The following is a 21698-nucleotide window of genomic DNA, read 5'->3' on the forward strand; positions in this document are numbered from 1 at the left end:
CCTCAGGAGCCCACGTGAGCAGCACCGCGGACCCCCGCCCCCGCCCCCCGCAGGAGGACGTCGCCGTCGGGCGGCGCCGTCGTCGTCGCCGCCCGTGGCTGATCGCCCTGGCGGTGGTGCTCGTGGCGCTGCTGGCCGTGGGCATCGCGGCGGCGGTGTACGTCGGCGGGATCGCCCGGATCATCGACCAGGACACCCAGCGCTTCGACGGCGGCGCGTTCCCCGCCGAGTCGGGCCGCCCGGGCGCCGCGGGGGCGTCCGCCCAGCAGCCCACCGCGCCGCCGCCCGGCATGGACGCGGAACAGGCCGCCGAGGGCGCCCAGGGCCCCGTCGCCCCGGGCGCGGACGAGAAGGCGGACGAGCAGGCCCTCGACGTGCTGCTCGTCGGCGAGGACGCGGGCGCGGAGGGCCGTGACTCCGCCGGCCGATCGGACACCCTCATGTGGGTCCACGTGCCCGGGGACCGCAGCGAGATCCAGGTCATGTCCATCATGCGTGACATGTGGGTGCCGATCCCGGGGCACGGGGACCACAAGGTCAACGCCGCCTACCAGTACGGCGGCATCCCGCTGACGGTGGCCACCGCGGAGAACATGTTCCAGGCACGCGTGGACCACGTGATCGCCGTGGACCTCGCCGGCTTCAAGGGCCTCGTGGACGCCCTGGGCGGCGTCAGCGTGGACAACCCTGCCGCCTTCGTCTCGACCGGCGGCATCGACTTCCCCGCGGGCACCGTGCAGATGGACGGGGACAAGGCCCTGGCCTACGCGCGGGAACGGTACAACCTGCCGCGCAGCGACTTCGACCGCGTGGAGAACCAGCAGCGCCTGGTCAAGGCCATCGTGGCCGCGTTCCTCTCGCGGGACACCCTCTCGGACCCGAGCCGCGTGCAGGCCGCCGTCGAGGAGTTCGCCCCCTTCCTGACCCTCGACGACGAGCTCGACTCCGGCACCCTCGCGAACCTGGCGTGGTCCCTGCGCGATGCGCGCGATGCCCCGATCGTGACCAGCACGGTGCCGTCCGTGGGCGTGGGCTACACGGACACCGGCGAGGACGTCGTGTGGCCGGACTGGGCGGCGATCGCCCGCCTGGGCGAGGGCATCCGCACCGGCACCCTGGGGGAGGCCGTCGCGCAGTGAGCACGCCGTCCCGGCCGTCACTGGTACGGCACTGGCTCGCGCTCGCGGAGGAGCTCGTGGGCCGGGCCGCACCGCGACTCGACGCCCTGAACCTCTTCCCGGTCCCGGACGCGGACACGGGCACGAACATGCTCGCCACGCTGACGGCGGCCCGCACCGCGGCCGACGCCTGCCCCGCACAGGACGACGCCGGCGCCGTGCTCGCGCACGCGGGGGCGGCCGCGCTGGACTCGGCCCGGGGCAACTCGGGCATGTTGCTGGCGGTCAGCCTGGCGGGGATGGCCGAGCCCCTGCGCGGCCGGGAGCGTGTCGACGCGTTCGCCCTGGCGGCGGCGTTCGGAGCCGCCGACCGGGCCGCCCGGCAGGCCCTGTCGGATCCGCGCGAGGGGACGATCCTCACGGTGCTCTCCGCGGCCGCCCGCAGCCTCGCGCGCTCGTCCACCCAGGCCCCCGACACCCCCGCGGTGGCCGGGGACGCGGACCCGGCCGTGCGGCTCGGCCCGGCCGTGACCGTCATGCTGGCCGACTGCGTGCAGGCCGTGGAGGAGACCGAGTCGTTGCTCGCCCCGCTGACCCGGGCGCAGGTCGTGGACGCCGGTGCCGTCGGGCTGCTCTGGGTGTTCGAGGCGCTGCGCTCCGTCGTGACGGGCACGCCCGTGGACGAGGAGTTGGCCACCGCGCTCCCCGGCTACGTCGAGGGCGCCCACGCCGCGGAGGGCGAGCCCGTCGCCGAGGCGGAGGCGCCGGCCGAGGGGGCCGTCGAGGTGATGGGCACCCTGGCCCTGACCCCGCTCGCCGCGGCCGAGCTGCGCCGACGGCTGGCCGACGTGGGGGACGCCGTGATCCTGGCCCCCCTCGGGACCGCCCGTGACGGGCAGGGCCGGGTCCCGTGGCGGGTCCACGTGCACGTGCCCCGCGCCGAGGACGCGATCGGCCCCCTGCGGGCCGCCGGCGACGTCGAGGGCCTGACCGTCACCGACCTGGCCGGGCCGTCGCACGGCGACGCCGCACCGGACGGGTGCCATGGCCGCTGAGGCCCCGGTCACCGACTTGCCCCTGTCCGAGGTGCTGGGCGGGAAGCTGCCCGCCCGCCTCGAGAAGGAGCTCGGGCTGACCACGGTCGGGGACCTGCTGGACCACGTGCCGCGCCGCTGGATCGAGCGCGGCGAGCTCACCCCCATCGCCGCGCTGCCGCACGACGCCGAGGTGACCGTCGTCGCCGTCGTGGAGTCGGTGACCACGCGGCGCATGCACAGCCGGCCCGGGTTCATCGTGGACGTCACCGTCGCGGACCCGTCCGTGGCGGGCGTGCCGGGGGCGAGCCTGTCTATGGCCTTCTTCAACGGCCACGACGCCCGCCGCCGCCTCGCCCCCGGCATGACCGCCATGTTCCAGGGCCGCACGACCGAGTACCGCGGCCGGATCACGCTGAACAACCCGGACTTCGCCCTCCTGGACGACGACGTCACCCCGGGGGAGGTGGACGTGCGACCGGTCCCGCTCTACCGGGCCACGGGGAAGCTGCCGTCGTGGACGGTCCGCTCCGCCGTCGCCCGAGTGCTCGAGACCGTCGACCTGGGCCGCATCCCGGAACTGCTCACCGAGCGGATCCGCGCGGAGGCCGCCGCGGCGCTCGACCTGGACGCGCCGCTGCCGGGCACCGCCCAGGCGTACCGGGACCTGCACGCCCCGCACGACGTCGCCGCCACCGGTCCGGCGCGGACCGCGCTCGCCCTGCGTGAGGCGCTGCTCGTCCAGGCCGCGCTCGCCTGGCGCCGGGACCGGGAGCGGGCGGTGCCCGCCGTGCCCCGCCCGCCGCGGCCCGGCGGCCTGCTCGAGGCCCTCGACGCCCGCCTGCCGTTCGCGCTGACGCCCGGCCAGGTGGCGGTGGGGGAGCAGCTGTCCGCCGAGCTGGCCCGGGACGCCCCGATGAGCCAGCTGCTGCAGGGGGACGTGGGCGCGGGCAAGACGCTCGTGGCCCTGCGGGCGATGCTGCAGGTCGTGGACGCCGGCGGCCAGGCCGCCCTGGTGGCGCCCACCGAGGTGCTCGCCGCGCAGCACCACCGCGCCCTGCTGCGCCTGATGGGCCCCCTCGCCGAGGCCGGCACCCTCGGGGCCGGCGACGGCCCGGCCACGAGGGTCGTGCTGGTCACCGGCTCGCTCAAGACCGCCGCACGCCGCGAGGCGCTGCTGGCCCTGGCCTCCGGTGAGGCAGGCATCGCCGTCGGGACGCACGCGCTGCTCTCCGAGAAGGTGGGCTTCGCCGAGCTGGCCCTGGCCGTCGTCGACGAGCAGCACCGCTTCGGTGTGGACCAGCGCGAGGCCCTGCGGCGGGCCAACCCCGGCACGCACCTGCTCGTCATGTCCGCCACGCCCATCCCGCGCTCCGTGGCAATGACGGTGTTCGGCGACCTGGACCTGTCGGTGCTCGAGGGGCTGCCCTCGGGGCGTCAGCCGGTCACCACGCACGTGGCGCGGATGGCCCACGGCCCGCGCGTGATCGGCCGGGTGTGGGAGCTGATCGCCGAGCACGTGGCGGCCGGCCACCAGGCGTTCGTGGTGTGCCCGCGCATCGACCCCGACGACGCCGACCCGGGCCACGCCAATGTGGAGGAGATGACACCCCGGCTGCGGGGTCTCCCGGCGCTGGCGGGGCTGCGGATCGACGCCGTGCACGGGCGCATGGACCAGGCCGAGCAGGACGCGGCGATGCAGGCCTTCGCGCGCGGGGAGACGGACGTGCTCGTGGCGACCACCGTCATCGAGGTGGGCGTGGACGTGCCCAACGCGACGGTCATGGCGATCCTCGACGCCGACGACTTCGGCCTGTCCACCCTGCACCAGCTGCGCGGCCGCGTGGGCCGCGGGCCCGGGGCGGCGGTCTGCCTGCTGGCCACGCGCCTGCCGGACGGGCACCCGTCGCTGCGCCGGCTCGAGGTCCTGGCCCAGGAGCAGGACGGCATGCGCATCGCGCAGGAGGACCTCGCCCAGCGCGGTGTCGGCGACGTGCTCGGCGCCGCCCAGTCCGGGCTCGCCTCGGGGCTGCACCACGTGGACGTCATCGCCGACGCCCCGCTGATCGCCGTGGCCGCCGACGCCGTCGCGCAGGTCATGGCGGCCGGCCCGGGGCTCTCCGCCCACCCGGCGCTCGCCGCCGAGGTGGCCCGCTGGGAGGCTGAGCACCTCACCGCCGCCGACTACCTCGAGAAGGGCTGAGCCATGTCCCGCATCATCGCCGGCGCGGCCGCCGGGCGGCCCCTGACCGCCGTCCCCGGCACGGGCACGCGCCCCACCACGGATCGCACCAAGGAGGCCCTGTTCTCCTGGCTCGAGGCCCGCGACTGGCTGGACGGGACGGCCGTGCTCGACCTCTACGCCGGCTCCGGCGCCCTGGGGTGCGAGGCCGCCAGCCGCGGAGCGGCATCGGTGCTGTTGGTCGAGCGGGACCGGAAGGCCCTGACCGCGTGCCGCGCGAACGCCGCGCTGGTCAACCGGGCGCGCGGGGCCGACGTCGTGCGCGTGCGCGCCGGAAGCGTGGAGCAGGCGCTCGCGGCGGAGGCCGCACCCGTGGACCTGGTCCTGGCCGACCCGCCGTACCCGGTCGCCGGCCCGCCGCTCGAGGCGGTGGTGGAGGCGGCGGCCGGGCGGCTCGCCCCGGGCGGGCTGCTCGTGCTCGAGCGGGCGGCCCGGGACGTGGCGCCGCGCCGGCCGCGCGGCCTCGAGGAGGTCGAGGTGCGCGTCTACGGCGAGACCGCCCTGTACCTCTGGCAGGACGAGCGCTGACCCCGCCCACCCGCTTTCGTTCGGGAAACGGCGGCGTGTCGGCCCGTTTTCGTTCGGGAAACGGCGGCGTCTCGGCCCGTTTTCGTTCGGGAAACGGCGGCGTCTCGGCCCGTTCTCACCGGGGAGACGGGAGGGCGGAACGGACTGGGCTCAGCACGGAACCGCGAGCACGGCGGCCGCCGTTTCCCGAACGAAAATGCTCGGGGGGCCGCCGTTTCCCGAACGAAAGTGCTCCGGGGGCCGCCGTTTCGTCAACGAAAGCGTCGGGGGTCAGGCCGCGCGCAGCCGCGGGGCCGCCTCGGCCAGGCGGCGCATCGCCTCGTCGATCGCATCCGGGGACTTGCAGAACGCCAGCCGCAGCCACGACCGCAGGTGGCCCCCGTCCGGGCGGCAGAGCGCGCCCACGGGGATGCCGGTGACGCCGGCGTCACGCGTCCACCGCAACGCGGCCTCGGCCGCGTCCGTCACACCCCACGGGGCCAGGTCCACGACGACGAAGTAGCCCGCCGCCGGGACGACCGGGTCCAGGCCCGCCTCCCGCAGGCCCGCCACGAGCCGATCCCGGGCGTCGCGGTACCGCTCGCGCTGGCCGGCGAGGTGTCGCCCGGCGTCCTCGGTGGGCAGGTAGGCGCCCAGCGCGCGCTGGAAGGCGGGGCCGGAGGAGTAGGTGAGGAACTGCTTGACGGCGCGCGCGGCCCCGACGAGCTCGGCCGGGCCGGTCAGCCAGCCGACCTTCCACCCGGTGACCGCGAACGCCTTGCCCGCGCTGGAGACCGTCAGGGCGATGTCCTCCGCGCCCGCGACCGAGCGCAGGCTGACGTGCTCGCCCTCGTAGACGAGGTGGTCGTAGACCTCGTCCGAGAGGATCAGCACGCCCCGGGGCCGGCACAGGGCCACGAGCTCCTCGAGCAGCTCCCGCGGATAGACCGCGCCCGTGGGGTTGTGCGGCGTGTTCACGATGAGCAGGCGCGTGCGGTCGGTGATCGCGTCCGCCACCCGTGCCGGGTCCGGCAGGAAGTCCGGGGCCTCCACCGGCACGCTCACGTGTCGGCCGCCGGCCAGGGCGATCGTGGCGGCGTGCGAGTCGTAGAACGGCTCGACCGTGATGACCTCGTCGCCCGGGCGCACGAACGCCAGGACCGTCGCGGCGATGCCCTCGGTCGCGCCCGTGGTGATCATGACCTGCGTGGCGGGGTCCTCCGTCACGCCCCAGTGGCGCCGGCGGTGCTCCGCGACGGCCTGCCGCAGCGCGGGGTCGCCCGTGCCGGGGGCGTACTGGTTGGGGCCGGCCAGCACGGCGTCGGCCGCCAGGCGCAGCAGCGCGTCGGGGCCGTCGGCGTCGGGGAATCCCTGGCCGAGGTTCACGGCCCCGTGCTCGGCGGCGAGGCCCGTCATCGTCTCGAACACGGTGGGCACGGGGCCGGCGTCGCCGAGCAGGCCCGCGGCCGCCGCCGTGCGTCGCCACGGCGCGTCCACGTCGACGTCGTGCCGTGCTGATCCGGGGGTGTCCTGCGTTCCGTCCATGGCCGCACTGTACCCATCGCGGCGGACCGCACACGGCGGCGCGCGCCGCGTCCGTCACGACCGCGACGCGCCGGAGCCGGACCGGACGGGCGTCCGTCGCCGCTCGGCGCGGCCCCCGCTAGGCTGGCACCCATGCGTCGTGCCGTCTGCCCTGGTTCGTTCGATCCCCTCCACAAGGGGCACGTCGAGGTGATCGCGCGAGCCGCGAACCTCTTCGAGGAGGTGGTGGTCGCCGTGTCCTCCAACCCGGCCAAGACGTACCGCTTCAGCGTGGACGAGCGCATCGCCATGATCGAGGCGACGGTGTCCTCCCTCGCCGGTGTCGTGGTCCGGCCCATGGGCCCGGGCCTGCTGGCCGAGTTCTGCCGGCAGATCGGCGCGGACGCGATCGTCAAGGGGCTGCGCGGCGGCGCCGACCTCGAGTTCGAGGCCCCGATGGCCGCGATGAACCGCCACCTCACCGGGGTCGAGACGGTCTACCTCCCGGCCGACACCCGGTACACCCACGTGTCCTCCTCGCTCATCAAGGAGGTCCACGGACTCGGCGGCGACGTCGCCGAGTTCGTCCCGGCCGCGGTCCTGCGCGGCCTCGACGGCGGGGCCTGACCCCGCCCGGCCCACCCGCGGGCCACCCTTCCGCTCGTCCCACCGCATCCACCGCAGGAAAACCGCCGATGACCGTCCCGCCCCCCTCCCCCCCCCCCACCCGCAAGGCCGTCATCCCGGCCGCCGGCCTGGGCACCCGCTTCCTGCCGGCCACCAAGGCCATGCCGAAGGAGATGCTGCCGGTGGTGGACCGGCCGGCCATCGAGTATGTGGTGACGGAGGCCCGGCGTGCGGGCCTCGCCGACGTGCTGATGATCACGGGCCGGAACAAGCGGGCCCTCGAGGACCACTTCGACCGCCATCCCGCGCTGGAGGCCGCGTTGGAGCACAAGGGCGACACCACGCGGCTCGCGCAGATCCACGAGTCGGACCTGGTGGGGGACATCCACTACGTCCGTCAGGGCGAGGCCCTCGGGCTCGGCCACGCGGTGAACTGCGCACGCCGCCACGTCGGCGAGGAGCCGTTCGCGGTCCTGCTGGGCGATGACATCATCGGCGACGGCGAGGCGCTGCTCGAGCGCATGATCGACGTGCAGCAGCGCCTCGGCGGCTCCGTGATCGCCCTCATGGAGGTCCCGGAGGAGGCCGTCTCGGCCTACGGTGTGGCCGCGGTGGAGGCCGTGCCGGGGGAGGGCGACGACGTCGTCCGCGTCACCGACCTCGTGGAGAAGCCGGCCCGCGAGGACGCCCCCTCCACCCTCGCGATCATCGGCCGCTACGTGCTGGTCCCGCAGGTGTTCGACGTGCTGGACGAGACCCCGCCCGGCCGCGGCGGGGAGATCCAGCTCACCGACGCGCTGCAGAGGCTGGCCACGGAGGACGGCGAAGGCCGCGGCGTGCACGCCGTCGTCTTCGACGGCCGCCGCTACGACACGGGGGACAAGCTCGGCTACCTGCAGGCGGTCATCGAGTTCGGGACGCGGCATGAGGACCTCGGGGCCGACCTGCGGGCCTGGCTCCGGGAGTTCACCGCCGGGCTCTGAGCCGGGCCGGCGACGCGCGGGCCGCGGCCGGCTTTGGCCGAGGCGGACCCACCCGGTAGGATGGGCTGTCGGTCCGTCGTGGCTGGACCCGTGTCCAGGCCGCATCGCACCCCCGCAGAGGGCGTGCGGACGGGCCGTGTACCCCCGCCGTCCCACCCGCCGAGAGGAGCGACCATGGACAGCATCCAGCACCACGGCGCCGACTCGCCGTGGGTGATCCCCGTGCGCGATCTGACGCGCGGGGCCGGAGTCCAGCGCGAGCTGACGGCCGAGTGGCCCGCCCCTGCGGGCGTCTCCACGCCGCTGTTGGGGATCCCCGAGGGGGACCCCGTCGAACTGGACCTGCGTCTGGAGTCGGTGCACGAGGGCGTCCTCGTCACCGGCACCGCGGACGCGACCCTGAAGGGCGAGTGCGGCCGTTGCCTGCGCCCGCTGCACGAGGGGATCACCGTGGACCTGCAGGAGCTGTACCTCACCGGCACGTCCGAGGACGACGCCGGCGAGCAGCCGCTCGTGGTGCGCGAGACCGTGGACCTGGAACCCGTGTTCCGGGACGCCGTGGTCATCGCCCTCCCGTTCCAGCCGCTGTGCCGGCCGGACTGCGAGGGCCTGTGCGCCGACTGCGGCATCCGCCTCGAGGACGCGCCCGAGGGGCACGCCCACGAGCGCGTGGACCCGCGCTGGGCCGCCCTGGCCCACCTCGCGGGCACCTCAGAGACCTCCATCACCGAGACAGAAGAGAGATAGTCGTGGCAGTCCCGAAGCGGAAGATGTCCCGTGCCAACACCCGTGCCCGCCGGTCGCAGTGGAAGGCCACCGCGCCCGCCCTGGTGAAGTCCGTCGAGAACGGTCGCGTCTCCTACCGCCTGCCCCACCAGGCCGAGCTGAAGACCGACGCCGCCGGCACCCCCCTGTTCTTCGAGTACAAGGGCCGCAAGGTCGCCGACGCCTGAGATGGCGTCCCCGTCGGCTCGTCGCGGGCCTGAGCCCGCGCCCGAGCCAGAAGAGCTGTTCGAGCGTCTCGGCGTGCACATCACCGCCGGGACGCTCGAACGCGCTCTGACGCACCGCTCGTTCGCCTACGAGCAGGGCGGGCTGCCCACCAACGAGCGCCTCGAGTTCCTCGGGGACTCGGTGCTGGGCTACGTGGTCACCGACCACATCTTCACGGTGTACCCGGACCTGGCCGAGGGCGACCTCGCCCGCCGCCGGGCCGCCGTCGTGTCCACGCGTGCCCTGGCGAAGGTGGCGCGCCGGATCGGCATCGGCCCGTTCGTGCGCCTGGGCACGGGGGAGCGCCGCACCGGCGGGGCGGACAAGGACTCGATCCTCGCCGACACCCTCGAGGCGCTCATCGGCGCCGTCTACGTGGACCACGGGGCCGTGGCCGCGGCCGCCCTCGTGCACCGCCACGTGGTGCCGCTGCTGGACGAGCCGGACCTGCTGCGCGAGAGCACCGACTGGAAGACGGTCGTGGCCGAGGCCGCCAGCCGCCACGGTCTCGGCGCCGTCCGCTACGCGATCGAGGGTCAGGGCCCCGCGCACGACCCCCGCTACCGGGCCACCCTCGTCGTCGGCGAGCGCGAGTACGGCTCCGCCGTCGCCAGCTCCAAGAAGCAGGCCGAGCGGGACGCCGCGGCCGCCTCCTGGCCCGCCCTCGAAGCGGGCCTGCCGGCCGCGGGGCGCTGAGCCCGTGCCGGAGCTGCCCGAGGCCGAGGTCGTCCGGCGCGGCCTGGCCCGGTGGGCCACGGACGCCGTCGCCGCGGAGCTCGAGGTCCTCGACCCCCGCTCGCTGCGTCGCAGCCCCGGTGGTGCGGACGCCCTCCGGGAGCGGCTGCGAGGCGCCCGACTGGCCGAGCCGGCTCGCCGCGGCAAGTTCCTCTGGCTGCCCCTGGCCGAGGGCGACGACGCCGTCGTCGTGCACCTGGGGATGAGCGGGCAGATCCTCGTGGACGGACCGGGGGCCGCCGACCAGCGACACCTGCGCCTGCGCCTGCCCGTCACCGCCGCGGACGGGTCCGCCCGCGAGCTGCGGTTCGTGGACCAGCGGATCTTCGGCGGCTGGTGGCTCGACGCGCTGCGGCCCGACGACGCCGCCGGCGGCGAGCGGATCCCCACCACGGCCGCCCACATCGCCCTGGACCCGCTGCACCCGCTGTTCGACCCCGTGGCCGTGCACGCGCGCCTGGCACGGCGCCGCTCCACCCTCAAGCGCGCGCTGCTGGACCAGTCGCTGGTCTCCGGGATCGGCAACATCTACGCGGACGAGGCCCTGTGGGGCGCCCGCCTGCACCCCGAGCGGCCGACCGAGCGCATGCGCCGGGCTGACACGCTGCGCCTCCTGGCGGCCGTCCAGGACGTGATGCGCCGGGCCCTGGAGGTGGGGGGCACGAGCTTCGACGCGCTCTACGTCAACGTGGACGGGCGATCGGGCTACTTCGCCCGCTCCCTGGCGGCCTACGGGCGCACCGGGCAGCCGTGTCGCCGCTGCGCCGCCGAGGGGGTCGACTCCCGCATCGTGCGCGAGCCGTTCATGAACCGTGCGAGCCACCTGTGCCCGCGCTGCCAGCCCAGGCCGCGCCGTCGCCGGGCCGCGGTGGCCGACGCCTGACGGGGCGTCCGTAGACTGGGCTGACCCCCGACCTCGAGCAGGAGACACGAGTGAGCCATCCCCCGGCCGCGTCCTGGACGCCCGAGCCCCTGCCGCGTCCCGAGTCCCCGCGCGACGACGCCTCGTCGGTCGCGCGGCGCCGCCGGCGCTGGCCGTGGGTCGTCGGCGTGCTCGCCGTCCTGCTCGCGGCGCTGCTCGGTCTGGGCGCCTGGTACGCGGGCTCGCTCGGGCGCACCTTCGACGACCACCGGCAGACGGTGGACGTGGGGGCGCTCGAGCAGGCGGCCGGCAACGGCCCGCTGAACGTGCTCGTCCTGGGCTCCGACTCCCGCGAGGGCGAGGGCGAGCAGGACATGGGCCAGCGCTCGGACACCATGATGCTCGTGCACATCCCCGCGGACCGACGCCAGGTCTACGTCATGTCCGTGCTGCGGGATTCGTGGGTCACCGTGCCCGGCCACGGTGAGGCGAAGATCAACTCGGCCTTCGACACGGGCGGCTACGCGCTCGCCGTGGACACGGTGGAGCTGCTGCTGGGAGTGCCGATCCACCACGTCCTCGAGGTCGACTTCCAGGGCTTCCGGGGCGTGACGAATGCGCTGGGCGGCGTCGAGGTCTGCAACCCGCAGGCCTTCTCCTCCGGTCAGGCCAACCCCTCGTACTACCCGCGCGGACACATCCTGCTGCAGGACACCGCCGCCCTGCGCTACGTGCGCGAACGGCACGCCTTCGACGACGGCGACGTCACCCGCGTGAAGAACCAGCAGCGCTACCTGGCCGGGGCGATGGACCGCTTCCTCAGCCCGGAGATCCTGGGCAATCCCGCCCGCACCACCGAGGTCGTCGCCACGTTCTCCGACCACCTCGGTGTGGACGAGGGGCTCACGTCCGGCGTGATCGCCTCGCTCGCGTGGCAGCTGCGCGACGTCCGCGGCGAGGACGTCGAGATGTTCACGGTGCCGCGCAAGGGCTTCGCGGAGGGCCCGAACGGCGACGCCATCGTCGAGCTCGACGAGGACAAGCTGGCGGACCTGCGCTCCGCCCTCGCCGACGACGACGTCCAGCGCTACGTCGACGAGCACGAGCCCACGAAGGAGAAGAAGGCCCAGGCCGCCGGCGGTCCCGCCCCCGTGCTGACCCTGCTGACCGGCACCACGCCCGCACCCGCCCTCGGGGAGGACCCCTGTGACGACTGAGCCGCGCCGCCCCCGCCTCCTGCTGGTCTCCCACTCCTACCGGCCCGAGCGCACCCCGCCCGCGCGTCGCTGGGGCGCGGTCGTGGCGGCGCTGCGGTCGGCGGGCTGGGACGTCGACGTCGTCGCGCCCGGGGGGGTGCGCCCCTTCGCCGGGCCCGACGGCGAACGTGTCCTGCCCACGCCTCGCCTGCCCCTGGGGGAGGCCGGCCGCAACGGTCGTTTCGCCGAGGCGGTGGTGCACGCGCTGCTCGCCATCCCGCGCGGGATGGCCACCCGACGCCCGGACGTGGTGGTGGCCACCGTGCCCGCCCTGCCCGTGGTGGTGCCCGGCGTCGTGCTCTCCCGTCTCTGGCGCCGTCCCCTCGTGCTGGAGATGCGCGACGCCTGGCCGGATCTCGCCCACGAGGCCGGGGTCCACCAGGGCCTGCTGGGCGCCGCAATGGAACGCGTCGTGACCGGCGGCCAGCGCGCGGCCCGACTCGTGGTGACCGTCACGGACGGCTTCGCGGAGACGCTGCGCGGGCGCGGGGTCGAGCGTGCCGAGACCTTGTGCAACGGCGTCGAACTCGCAGGCCTGGCGTGGGCACCTGCTCGGAGGCGCGAGCCCGGGGACCTGCACGTCCTCTACCTCGGCAACATGGGTGAGAGCCAGGGGCTCGAACGGCTCATGGAGGCGGCGGCCGAACTCCGCCAGAGCCGGCCAGGGGTGCGGGTCCGGCTCGTCGGCGCCGGCACTCGGCGCGGCGAGCTCGAGGCGCGTAACGCGGAGCTCGGCTCCCCGGCCGAGATCCTTCCTGCCTGCTACGGCGAGGATGCGGCGGCCCAGTACGCCTGGGCGGACACACTCGTCGTGGCGCTGCGGCCTGACTGGCCCAGCTTCCGCCACACGGTGCCGTCGAAGACCTACGAGGTGCTCGCCGTCGGCCGGCACGTCACCGGGATGGTCACCGGCGAGGCGGCCCGCACCCTCGAGGACGCCGGGGGAGCCGACGTCATCGGCCCACGGGTAGCTGACCTCGTCGCGCATCTGACCGCGCTCGCCGACGATCCGGCTCGCACTGATGTGGGGGAGGGCGGCCGCCCGTGGGTCCGACGGCACGCGGACCTGCCGAGCGTCGCCCGGCGTTACGTCCGGCTGCTGGGGCAGCTCGTCCCCGACTACAGGAGACACGCATGACCTCCATCCTCCTCGATTCCGTCCGCGCACTCGGCCACGCGCCACTCGTCCTGCGGACGGTGGTCGACCACCTGCGGGACGACCCGGCGGTCCTGGGCCTGCAGATCAGCCGTCGCCTGCCGCTCGCGGCACGCGTGGGCCTGGGGCGCCTGGCAGAGTCCCTGCCCGCACGCCCCGGCGTGGTCTTAGGCGCCATGGGTCTCGCGGCCGCCGGCCGGCACGTGGACCTCCTCGAGCACGTCGAGGCGGTCCTGCCGTCCGCCGGCGCGCCAGATCGGGTGCGACTGGCGGACGTGCTCACGGCCGCGCAGGAGCCTGACCGGGCCCAAGCCGTCCTCGACGCCGTGCCCGTCGACACGCCGGGCTTGGCCGCCGCAAGGGCCCGCGTGGCCTGGCACCGCGGTGACGTCGAGGCGGCCATCTCCCTGCTCGGCGGCACCGGCCGGGACGGTGTCGTGCGAGCCCGGTTCGCCTCCGAGGTGCGTGCTCTGCGCGGGGGCGCCCTGCCGTTGCCGCGGGCAGACCGGGACCGGGCCGTTGGATATCGGCCCCGCCCGGGCTCGGCACTGTTCGTCCTGACCAACTCCCTGCCCCACACCGGTTCCGGATACGCGCAACGCAGCCACAGCCTCGCGTGCGCGCTGCGGGACGAGGGCTGGCACGTAGAGGCCGTCACCCGGCTCGGTTGGCCGGTCCAGACCGGCGTGCTCACCGCCGCCCGACGCGACATGGTGGACGGCATCGTGTACCACCGCCTCCTGCCCTCGAGCCTGGCCCGGGGATTCGACGGACGGCTGGCTCAGCACGCGCGGATGCTCCTCGATCTGGTCCTCGAGCGCCGCCCGGCGGTCCTGCACACCACCACCCACTGGGTCAACGCCGTGGTGACCCGCGCGGTCGCGGAGGCCGTGGGCGTCCCGTGGGTGTACGAGGTGCGCGGGCAGCTGGCGGACACCTGGGCCTCGACGCGCGGACCCGAGGCGCTGCGCTCCGACCGCTACGCCCTGTTCACGGCCCGCGAGGACGACGCCGTGCGTTCTGCCGACGGCGTCGTGACGCTCGGTGAGCAGATGGCCCGCCGCATCGCCGCGGCCGGCATGGACCGGGACGCCGTCGTGCTCAGCCCTAACGGGGTGGGGGGCGCCTTCCTGGAGGAGCCCGCCCCACGCGAGGATGCTCGCCGCCGTCTCGGGCTGTCCATGGACGACGAGATCGTCGGCACCGTCTCCTCCGTGGTGCCGTACGAGGGACTCGACGACCTTGTGCGTGCCGTCGCCGCGCTCGTCGACGAGAGGCCGCGCCTGCGGCTGGCCGTGGTGGGGGACGGCGTTGCCCTGCCGGCCCTGCGCCGGCTTGCGGCCGACCTGGGGATCGAGGATCGGCTGCTCGCGCCGGGACGGGTGGACCGTTCCCTGGCTCCCGTGTGGCACCAGGCCCTCGACGTCTTCTGCGTGCCTCGCAAGGACACGGGCGTGACCCGGGCGGTGACGCCCATGAAGCCGCTGGAGGCCATGGCCACGTCCCGGCCCGTCCTCGTCTCGGACCTGCCCGCGCTGAGCGAGATCGTCGAGGACGGCGTGACCGGACGGGTGCTGCCGGCCGAGGAACCGGAGGCGTGGGCCGCCGCCCTGGCGGCGCTACTCGACGACCCCGCCGCGGCCCGCGGCCTCGGAGCCAGGGCGCGGGAGTGGGTGCTCGGGCATCGGACCTGGGCGGCGAACGCCCGGCGCTATGACGCCCTCTACCGGCGCCTGGGCGTGACGGCGCCGTCTGCCTGAACTAATCCTTATACTCGACAGAGCATCACGGGGAGTCCGGCCCGCGCCGGATTCTGCCCTTGCCACCGCTTAGACGAACGAGGACCTCTAGATGACGACGCAGATCAAGGACGTGGCCGTGATCGGCCTGGGCTACATCGGGCTGCCGACAGCTGCCATCCTGGCCGAGAACGGCGTGCGTGTGCACGGCGTGGACGTCAGCCAGCGCACCGTGGACGCGGTCAACGCAGGCACCGTGCCCTTCGTGGAGCCGGACCTGGCGGACTTCGTGGAGCGCAACGTCAAGGCCGGTCGACTGTCCGCGTCCCTGAAGACGCCGCAGGCCGACGCGTACATCGTCGCGGTCCCGACGCCCTTCAAGGACGGCCATTCGCCGGACCTCGGCTACATCGAGGCTGCGGCCCGCGGTCTCGCCCCGCAGCTGCGCGGCGGCGAGCTCGTGATCCTGGAGTCCACCTCGCCCCCCGGCGCCACCGAGCACATGGCCGCCGTCATCCGCGAGGCACGGCCGGACCTGGACGGCGTCACCCTGGACTTCGCCCACTGCCCGGAGCGGGTGCTGCCCGGCCGGGTCATGATCGAGCTCGTCACGAACGACCGCATCGTGGGCGGGTCCACGCCGGAGGCCGCGCAGCGCGCCAAGCAGCTGTATGAGGCGTTCTGTCAGGGGGAGATCCTCGTGACGGACTGCGTCACCGCGGAGATGGCCAAGCTGGTCGAGAATTCGTTCCGTGATGTGAACATCGCCTTCGCGAACGAGCTGTCCCTGATCTGCTCCGACCTGGGGATCGACGTGTGGGAGCTCATCGAGCTTGCCAACCACCACCCCCGTGTCAACATCCTCCAGCCGGGCCCCGGCGTGGGCGGCCACTGCATCGCTGTGGACCCGTGGTTCATCGTCGACGCCGCACCGCAGACGGCCCGCATCATCCGTGCGGCCCGCGAGATCAACGACGGCAAGCCGAAGTGGGTCGTGGACCAGGCCAAGGCCGCCGCGTTCGACGTGCAGCAGGCCACCGGCCGTGCCCCCGTGGTGGCCGTCCTCGGTCTGGCATTCAAGCCGAACATCGACGATCTGCGTGAATCGCCTGCCCTGAACATCGCGATCGAGGTGGCGCAGCAGTTCACCGGTTCGCGCATCCTCGTCGTGGAGCCGCACGTGGAGGAGCTGCCCGCTGCGCTGGCCGGCCGTGACAACGTGGAGTTGGTCCCGGCCGAGGACGGCATTCGGGAGGCGGACGTCGTCCTGCTACTGGTGGACCACGATGCGTTCGCCAGCCTCGGTGCCACCACCGAGGGCAAGAAGGTCATCGACACGCGCGGCCAGTGGCGCTGACACGAACTCGGCACCTGTGGCGGGGCGGTCGGTGACGGCTGCCCCGCCCCGTATGTCCCAGACGGGCAGTACCACGACCAAGGAGGACAACATGCGCCTGCTCGTGACCGGCGGCGCCGGATACATCGGGTCTCACTTCGTCTCCGTAGCACGGCAACAGGGCCGGGCCGACATCGTCGTCGTTGACGACTTCTCGACAGGCCTCAGACAGCGCGTTCCGGCCGATGTCCCCGTGTACACGATCGACCTCGCGAGCGACGCGGCCGTAGCTGCGCTGACCACTCTCCTTAAAGAAGAGTCGATTGACGTCGTCGTTCACTTCGCCGCGAAGAAGGTCGTCGCGGACTCCGTCGTGCAGCCGGAGGATTATTTTCGGTCGAACGTCGGTGCAACTGTAAACGTGCTGGCTGCCATGAGAGCTGCGGGAGCCGCGTCGATGATCTTCTCCTCGTCGGCAGCGGTCTATGGTGAGCCGGACTCGTCGATCGTGTTCGAGGACACCCCGACGGTGCCGATCAATCCGTACGGCCAGTCCAAGCTCGTGAGTGAGCTAGCTCTCGCGAACGCTTCCCGCGCCTGGGGTCTCCGGGCGGTGGCATTGCGCTACTTCAATGTCGCCGGCGCGGAAGACGCCATTCTGGCCGATACCACGACGACGAACCTCATGCCGGCGATCCGTGATGTCATCACTCGCGGCCAGCGTCTCTCGGTCTTCGGCGACGATTACCCCACCGTCGACGGCACATGTGTACGCGATTACGTCCACGTCGTCGACCTGGCCGAGGCGCACCTGGCGGCCCTGCCGGCGGTCCAGGGCAGCACCGACCCAGCGACCCGGATCTACAACGTGGGCACCGGAAGCGGAAGCAGCGTTCTCGAAGTCGTAGATGCCTTCCGCCGCCGCCCCGGCGTGGATCTTGATTACGACATCCAGCCCCGCCGCCCGGGTGACCCGGGGGCCTTGACAGCCAACGTCTCGCTCATTGAGAAGGAACTCGGATGGGTAGCACGTTATACGCGCGATGACATTGTCACGTCCGTCATCGACTTCCCGCCCCGGCTCGTCACCTGACTGCTCGTCGCAGAGACGCCAGACCTGCCCCGCCGATTACAGCACCCGAGGAATCGCACCCATGATCCAACTCTTTCTTCGCTTCTCACGACGCCAGCAACTCGTCATGGGGCTTTTTATTCTGCTCGCTGTCGTGGGTTCGGTACTCGCCTTCCTGGTGGACCACGCGATCCTCATCGTCGCGCTGTTCTGGATGTTGTGCGCTGCGGTGTTCGTAATGATCATGTATCACCGCCGTCTCAACGCAAAGATCAACCGCACCGCCCGTGCTGCACGCATGGGGTCTTCCGCTGTGGCGGGCCGCGGGGGGACGCGGCCCGCCACGGGGCGTCGAATATCGACGCAAGAGTCGCTCGACTCGCTCCAGGCCGCTTTCGCCCGCCGGAGGACCGTCGCCGCGGGCCTGCCGCTGGCGCGCAAACTCATCCAGGAACGCGGGGACCTCAGTGGCGCGCGGGAGGTGCTGGATCAGCTTCGTGGAAAGTCGGGCCTGACCGACTCTGAAGAGAACTTCGTTCGTCGCGTCGACTCTCTCAACCGCCTTCTTGAAGCGGACTACCCGCTTCCCGCACGTCACCGCACCTGCAATTACCTCCCCGTGCGAGGCCGGGTGCTCTACGCCGTGGGCATGTCACCCGTGTCTGTGACCAATGGCTACACGTCCCGGACCAAGGGCGTCGCCGCAGGGCTCGTGGCCCAAGGGCTGGACGTGGTCGTAGCGCCCCTGCCAGGCAAGCCTTGGGACAAGAAGTCGGTCGTCCCCGGGCGGCGAGTGCCTGTCAAGCAGCGTCGTGATGTGTCGGAGATCGACGGCGTACGCCACGTGCACAACCCTGGTCTCCCTGCATGGGAGGGCGATCTCGACGTCTTCTTCCAGGTGGCTGCCGATGCGTACGTCCGCGAAGCCATGATCGAGAAGCCCGAGTTCATCCTGGCCGCCTCGAACTATCTGTCCGCTCTGCCCGCCCTGATCGCAGCCCGTCGGCTCGGGGTGCCGTTCGTGTATGAGATGCGCGGATTCTGGGAAGTGTCTGCGGCATCCGTCCGGCCGGGCTGGGAGCAGTCGGACCAGTATCGGCTTGACCGCCGCTATGAAGACCTCGTCGCCCGCGAAGCCGACCGAGTGGTCGTCATCACGGATGAGATGCGTGAAGACCTTGCTGCCCGCGGCATCGATGCGGACAAGGTCACCGTCGCGCCCAACTGCGTTGACCCAGAGGTGTTCGCCCCTCTTGGCAAGGATCACGCGCTCTTGCGCGGCCTGGGATTCACCGATACGGAGGCTCCAGTCGTGGGTTTCGCGGGCAGCGTCACCGATTACGAAGGCCTCGATCTCGTCACCGACGCGCTCGCGACACTCAAGGCAGAGGGAGTCCGGTTCAACTTCCTCATCATCGGCGGGGGCGCATATCTCGATACGTTGAAGGCGAGGATCGCCACACGCGGTCTTGATCCTGAGACGCGGTTCGTCATGAACGTTCCGAACGCAGACATGCCAGCGTACCTCTCGAGCATCGATGTGTTCCCCCTGGCCCGGAAGTCCTTGCCGGTGACCGAGCTCGTTTCGCCATTGAAGCCGCTGGAGGCGATGGCGGTCGGCGGGGCGGTGGTCCTCTCCGATGTCTCGCCGCACAAGGTGTTCTGCGGGCCTGATGGAGACACTGCGGTCAGTTTCCAGAAGGACGACCTGGCGAGCCTCGTCGAGCGTCTGCGCGAAACTCTCGCCGCCCCAGATGCTGCTCGCGCCATGGGGGTTCGTGCTCGACGCTGGGTCAAGGAGAATCGGCGCTGGCCAGTCACGGGCGAGCGCATCGCCGCTTCACTAATGGCCTTGGCCGAGGAGTTCCGGGCCTCACTGGACGACGCAGAACGCCCGCTCACCGATTACACAGTCGCCTTCATCGGCGACGAATTCACGACGGACACCTTCGTCCCCGAGTTGACCGCCTTGCGTGTGCGGCCTGAGGACTGGCGCGAGACCTTCGAAGACCACCGCGTGGATGCGCTGTTCATTGAGTCCGCTTGGCGAGGCAACGACAGCGCCTGGACCGGGATCATTGGGTATTACGATGACGAGACTCACGCGCCGGTGGTCGAGCTGATCGCGCATTGCAGGCTTCACGAAATCCCCGTGATGTTCTGGAACAAGGAGGATCCGGTCCATTTCAATCGGTTCAAGCGCACCGCAGCCCTGTGCGACTACGTGTTCACGACGGACGCGCGCACCATTGTTGATTACAACGCGCTTCCGGACAACCAGATCACGACCGTCGCCTCGGCCCCGTTCGCGGCGCAGCCTCTGTTGCACAACCCGCTACCCAGCACCCGGGCACAAGACGAAGCTATCGCGTATGGCGGGACCTACTACGGGGACAAGTATGCGACCCGTAAACAGGGGCTGGATTTCCTGTTCTATGAGTCTGCCCCACACGGCTTGGCGATCTACGAGCGGGTGCACAACGATCCCAACTCGCCGTACCGCCTGCCGGACCGTTTCCGCCGGTACGCCCGAGGAAGCCTGAGCTATCCCGAGATGTGCCAGGCCTATAAGGCCCACCCGATCCACCTGAACGGCAATTCGGTGGTGGACTCGCCGAGCATGTTCTCTCGCCGGGTCGTGGAGATCACCGCGTCTGGGTCGACGGTACTCAGCTCTGCGGGCCGTGGCGTAGACGAGACGTTGGCGGGCACCGTCCCGACCGTGACCACCCCCGATGAGGCTGCGGCCTATCTGGAGGGCTGGAAGTCGTCTGAGCAGCGTCGGCACGCCGGCCTTTGGGAGGCGTTCCGCCACGTCTACGAGACGCACACGTGTGCTCACCGTTTGGTGTACATGATGCGCGTCGCTGGGTTCCGAGTCCGCAGTCCGCAGGCCGCGCCGATCGCAGTCGAGTGCGCCGCCGCAGACGTACCGTTGTTCGAGGCCCAGACCATGCGTCCTGCCTTGTACCTGGTGACCGACACAACCGAGGGCGTTGATGCCGCCAGTCCCGTCGTCCTCGCCGCTCCTCCGGAGAGGGCGGCAAAGCTGCAAGAGGCCGGCATCCGGAACGTCGTCATCCACCGTGAGGGCGCCCCTGCTCTGGACGAGCACCTCGTGGAGGACTTCTCGCTCGCTCTGCATTTCGGGCATTGGAAGGCCGTGGGCACTCGCACCGTCGAATGGTCGCCGGGCGACGCACACGTGCGAATCGCTGCCCTGACGGCGGACATCGATGAGGGCACTGTACTGGTGGACGCCGACGTCTACGCCGGCTCTGTTCTCGGGGAGCGACCTGCCCTAGCCGATGACGAGGTCTTTGCCTGGCAGCACGTCGTCGAACACGTCGGCAAGGTGACCTACACGGACTCGACGGCTGTCCCGATCGACACCGCGGTCGTCCACGAGGAGGCAGACCCCCTTCCGCCCGTTGCGTCTGGAGAGGCGGGGCCACCCGTAGGGGAGACTCAGACGGTGCCTCTCAACGTCCTCGTCGCTGGCCATGACCTGAAGTTCCTGCCGCAGATCATGGCGCAGCTCGAAGCCGCGGGTCACCGTGTCATCGTCGACCAGTGGGACGGGCACGATATCCACGACGAGGAACGCAGCCTCCGACTCCTCGCCGAAGCGGATGTCATCTTCTGTGAGTGGGCGCTCGGGAACGTGAAGTGGTACAGCCACCACAAGCAGGACGACCAGCGGCTTGTGGTGCGCCTCCACGCCCAGGAACTTCGCACTCGCTACCTCAAGGACGCCGACCTGTCCGCCGTGGACACCTTCGTGTTCGTGTCACCCGTCGGCATGCGGCGGGCGCAGTTGCTCTTCGGAGTGCCGGTGGATCGGTCCGTGGTCATCGGCAACACCTTCGACTTCGAGCGATTTGCGGCGCCTCGGAACGCACCGGATCCGCATGCCCTCGGTCTTGTTGGCTCCGTGCCACATTCGAAGCGTCTGGACCTCGCGCTCGACGTGACCGAACTGCTGGCGTCGCACGACCCGACTTACCGTCTCGACGTCATGGGTAAGGAGTACCACGAGTACGCGTGGCTCATGAAGCGAACTGCTGAGCGGAGTTATTTTGAGGCGCAGTATTTGCGGATTGAATCGTCTGCGGTGCTCCGCGAAGCCGTCCGGTTCGGCGGACACTCCTATGACATCGCGGAGTGGTACCGCGCCAAGCCAGGCATCATCTTGTCCACGAGCGACCACGAAGGAACGCATCAGGCGATCGCGGAAGGTGGTGCAGCGGGCTGTGTGCCGGTGATCTTTCCGTGGGCGGGGGCTGAGGCCGTTTACGACGATCGATGGGTCGTCGAGGGCGTCCGCGACGCGGCCGACCGGATCCGCAGGTACTCTTCAGACCCGGCCCTCTTCCTCGAGGAGTCTGAGCGGGCCCAAGCATTCATGCGGGAGCGTTTCTCGCCCGAGGAGATCGGTGCCCAGATCCTGGCCGTGGTAGAGGGTCGGCGGTGACGTAGCGCCGGAGAAAGAAGGGGACCGTCTCTCGTGTGAG

Annotated in this window: 17 protein-coding genes; 16 read left to right on the forward strand and 1 reads right to left on the reverse strand. The window is 72.0% G+C overall.

Going from position 1 to position 21698, the window contains the following annotated elements; translation table 11 throughout:
* Nucleotides 1-14 precede the first annotated feature (14 nt).
* From NR072_RS05990 to rsmD, 4 genes are read left to right on the forward strand one after another with little or no spacing between them, the layout of a single operon-like run.
* A complete protein-coding gene (locus NR072_RS05990) occupies nucleotides 15-1139 on the forward strand; it encodes an LCP family protein (protein WP_242934240.1) in 1125 nt (374 codons plus the stop codon).
* On the forward strand, nucleotides 1136-2173 hold the full coding sequence (locus tag NR072_RS05995; protein ID WP_256836498.1) for a DAK2 domain-containing protein: 1038 nt from the start codon (nucleotides 1136-1138) through the stop codon (nucleotides 2171-2173). Before NR072_RS05990 ends, NR072_RS05995 begins: the two co-directional genes overlap by 4 nt.
* Nucleotides 2163-4355, forward strand: a complete 2193-nt coding sequence (locus NR072_RS06000) for an ATP-dependent DNA helicase RecG (RefSeq protein ID WP_256836499.1) — start codon at nucleotides 2163-2165, stop codon at nucleotides 4353-4355. Before NR072_RS05995 ends, NR072_RS06000 begins: the two co-directional genes overlap by 11 nt.
* Before the next feature lie 3 nt (nucleotides 4356-4358).
* Complete coding sequence (gene rsmD / locus NR072_RS06005) at nucleotides 4359-4922, forward strand: 16S rRNA (guanine(966)-N(2))-methyltransferase RsmD (protein ID WP_256836501.1); 564 nt, start codon at nucleotides 4359-4361, stop codon at nucleotides 4920-4922.
* A 270-nt stretch (nucleotides 4923-5192) separates the two neighbouring features.
* Here rsmD and NR072_RS06010 read toward each other — a convergent pair whose 3' ends face one another.
* A complete protein-coding gene (locus tag NR072_RS06010) occupies nucleotides 5193-6446 on the reverse strand; it encodes an aminotransferase class I/II-fold pyridoxal phosphate-dependent enzyme (protein WP_256836502.1) in 1254 nt (417 codons plus the stop codon).
* A gap of 132 nt (nucleotides 6447-6578) precedes the next feature.
* Here NR072_RS06010 and coaD point away from each other — a divergent pair, with 132 nt between their 5' ends.
* The 12 genes from coaD (at nucleotide 6579) to NR072_RS06070 (ending at nucleotide 21658) form a co-directional block, all read left to right on the forward strand.
* The gene (coaD, locus tag NR072_RS06015) at nucleotides 6579-7052 is read left to right on the forward strand and encodes a pantetheine-phosphate adenylyltransferase (RefSeq protein WP_044659154.1); all 474 of its coding nucleotides are present in this window, start codon (nucleotides 6579-6581) and stop codon (nucleotides 7050-7052) included.
* A 68-nt stretch (nucleotides 7053-7120) separates the two neighbouring features.
* Complete coding sequence (galU, locus tag NR072_RS06020) at nucleotides 7121-8035, forward strand: UTP--glucose-1-phosphate uridylyltransferase GalU (protein WP_256836503.1); 915 nt, start codon at nucleotides 7121-7123, stop codon at nucleotides 8033-8035.
* A gap of 174 nt (nucleotides 8036-8209) precedes the next feature.
* The gene (locus NR072_RS06025) at nucleotides 8210-8782 is read left to right on the forward strand and encodes a DUF177 domain-containing protein (RefSeq protein WP_002856392.1); all 573 of its coding nucleotides are present in this window, start codon (nucleotides 8210-8212) and stop codon (nucleotides 8780-8782) included.
* Nucleotides 8783-8784: 2 nt separating this feature from the next.
* The gene (rpmF, locus tag NR072_RS06030; RefSeq protein ID WP_002856390.1) at nucleotides 8785-8988 is read left to right on the forward strand and encodes a 50S ribosomal protein L32; all 204 of its coding nucleotides are present in this window, start codon (nucleotides 8785-8787) and stop codon (nucleotides 8986-8988) included.
* A gap of 73 nt (nucleotides 8989-9061) precedes the next feature.
* Nucleotides 9062-9724: a ribonuclease III gene (gene rnc, locus NR072_RS06035; RefSeq protein WP_020621711.1), complete on the forward strand. Its 663-nt coding sequence runs from the start codon at nucleotides 9062-9064 to the stop codon at nucleotides 9722-9724.
* 4 nt (nucleotides 9725-9728) lie between these two features.
* On the forward strand, nucleotides 9729-10646 hold the full coding sequence (gene mutM / locus NR072_RS06040) for a bifunctional DNA-formamidopyrimidine glycosylase/DNA-(apurinic or apyrimidinic site) lyase (protein WP_044659151.1): 918 nt from the start codon (nucleotides 9729-9731) through the stop codon (nucleotides 10644-10646).
* A 50-nt stretch (nucleotides 10647-10696) separates the two neighbouring features.
* The gene (locus NR072_RS06045; RefSeq protein WP_061867854.1) at nucleotides 10697-11842 is read left to right on the forward strand and encodes an LCP family protein; all 1146 of its coding nucleotides are present in this window, start codon (nucleotides 10697-10699) and stop codon (nucleotides 11840-11842) included.
* Entirely contained in the window at nucleotides 11832-13019 is a 1188-nt protein-coding gene (locus tag NR072_RS06050) for a glycosyltransferase family 4 protein (RefSeq protein WP_061867853.1), read from the forward strand. Before NR072_RS06045 ends, NR072_RS06050 begins: the two co-directional genes overlap by 11 nt.
* A complete protein-coding gene (locus NR072_RS06055; protein WP_084776597.1) occupies nucleotides 13016-14797 on the forward strand; it encodes a glycosyltransferase in 1782 nt (593 codons plus the stop codon). The genes NR072_RS06050 and NR072_RS06055 overlap by 4 nt, the downstream gene beginning before the upstream one ends.
* A gap of 91 nt (nucleotides 14798-14888) precedes the next feature.
* The gene (gene wecC, locus NR072_RS06060; RefSeq protein WP_061867852.1) at nucleotides 14889-16133 is read left to right on the forward strand and encodes a UDP-N-acetyl-D-mannosamine dehydrogenase; all 1245 of its coding nucleotides are present in this window, start codon (nucleotides 14889-14891) and stop codon (nucleotides 16131-16133) included.
* Nucleotides 16134-16224: 91 nt separating this feature from the next.
* A complete protein-coding gene (galE, locus tag NR072_RS06065) occupies nucleotides 16225-17205 on the forward strand; it encodes a UDP-glucose 4-epimerase GalE (RefSeq protein WP_041103153.1) in 981 nt (326 codons plus the stop codon).
* Between the two features lie 61 nt (nucleotides 17206-17266).
* Nucleotides 17267-21658: a glycosyltransferase gene (locus NR072_RS06070; RefSeq protein WP_061873168.1), complete on the forward strand. Its 4392-nt coding sequence runs from the start codon at nucleotides 17267-17269 to the stop codon at nucleotides 21656-21658.
* Nucleotides 21659-21698: the final 40 nt, after the last annotated feature.

This window comes from Micrococcus sp. Mcc89 (assembly GCF_024519795.1).
Classification (GTDB): domain Bacteria; phylum Actinomycetota; class Actinomycetes; order Actinomycetales; family Micrococcaceae; genus Micrococcus; species Micrococcus luteus.